This window comes from Thermomonas hydrothermalis, from assembly GCF_900129205.1.
GTDB classification, from domain to species: domain Bacteria; phylum Pseudomonadota; class Gammaproteobacteria; order Xanthomonadales; family Xanthomonadaceae; genus Thermomonas; species Thermomonas hydrothermalis.
In genome coordinates this window covers 1-1451 of record NZ_FQUK01000084.1, presented here as the reverse complement: position 1 = coordinate 1451, position 1451 = coordinate 1, and the positions used below count along the sequence as shown (strand labels likewise).

General features: G+C 61.8%; 1 protein-coding gene. It reads left to right on the top strand.

From position 1 onward, the window contains the following. The first annotated feature begins 329 nt into the window (after positions 1–329). Positions 330–1397, top strand: coding sequence for a tetratricopeptide repeat protein (locus tag BUA29_RS11875; RefSeq protein ID WP_072756717.1), 1068 nt, complete (start codon positions 330–332; stop codon positions 1395–1397). The last annotated feature ends 54 nt before the right edge of the window (positions 1398–1451 follow it).

Below are 1451 nucleotides of genomic sequence, written 5' to 3'. Positions count from 1 at the left end.
GCACAGGCCGGCCAGCGGCCTGCACACATGCCCACCGGGCTCGACGACCAGGAGTCATTGTGACTGTTGGGTTCCACACGAAATGACGAAGAGCCGTCAGGGTTCCTTCACGATTGCCGCGCGTCCCGACGTGGGGGAGGGAGCAGGCCCGCTGAGACTTCGAGTCGAAGCGGGCTTTTTTATGCCGCCAGGACGATGACGCAATGGCGTCTGTGGATGGCTGGATGTGCCGCACTCTTGGCGCCGCTACACTCCGCACCTGAAATGGGCGTAGACAACCAGTTGGTATGGCGAAGTGGATCATAGGGAAAGGCGCAGGATGGGCATGGATGCTGTTGTCGGTTTGCCTAGGCCTGCACGCGCAGCCGTTGCCGGCCTCGGTGCGGGGGCAGGTCGAGGCAGATCCGTTCAAGAACGTTCCTGCCCCTTGGCGGGAGTACTTGTTGCAGGCCCGTCGTGCCGAAGACATCGCCGATCCCCTGCAGCGTTGTCTGGCTTATCCGGATCTGCCCGGCAATCGCTGGCCTCCCGGGCATGCACGCGCGCATTGTCTGGATCACACTGTCCAGGCCATGTCGATGGAGGATGCCCGGAAGCTGCTTGAGACCGGGCGCGTTGGGGAGTTAGAGGCCTACCTCCGGCGTCTGGAGGCTGAGCATGCCAGGCCGATCGATCCCAGCGAGGAACTGCACTATTTTTTCGAGCAGTTCGAAAGTGAGGATGCGGATGAGTTCACTGCGGCTTGGCTGGCGGCACAGCCGGACAGCCCCTATGCGTTGACCGCGCGTGCGCATTTTCATTCCGGTGCGGCCATGCGGGCACGTGGTGGCGCATGGGCGTGGAAAACACCGCCGGAGGCCATGCGCAGGATGACCGCCGAGTACGACCTGGCTTTGCCGCTCTACCGCAAAGCGGTTCGTCTTGCGCCACGGTTCGTCGAGCCGTGGGACGGTATGTTGGAACTGGCCTACCGGGACTCGCGCGAAGAGCTTGAGAAAGAAGCGTTCAAGGCTGCGAGTGCCATCGAACCGGGCTGCCGGAACCTTGCGAAAATCCGCATGGCTTCGCTTGAACCACGCTGGGGTGGCTCATACGAAGCCATGCTGGCTTATGCGGAGCAGTTGAAGCCACTGCTGGCCACCCGGCCTCTCCTTGCCAGCCAGATTGCGGCACCCTTCGGAGATCGCGGGAATATGCTCATTTCTTCCAAGGAGCTAGGTCGTGAGGCAATGGATGTCCTGGATGTGGCTGTGCGTACCGGCTCCAACGAGGATTATCTGGAGGATGCGGCCAATGTTGCCTTCAATGCCGAAGACGGTGCCAGGGATGAATGGAAAGCGTTGGGGTACCTGTTGCAGGGCTCCATCGCGTCTGGTGTGGAACGGGCCGCCGGATGATGTCAGCCTTGGCGGATGCAAGAACAACTCTTCACCCAGGCTTTGGGGCTGACG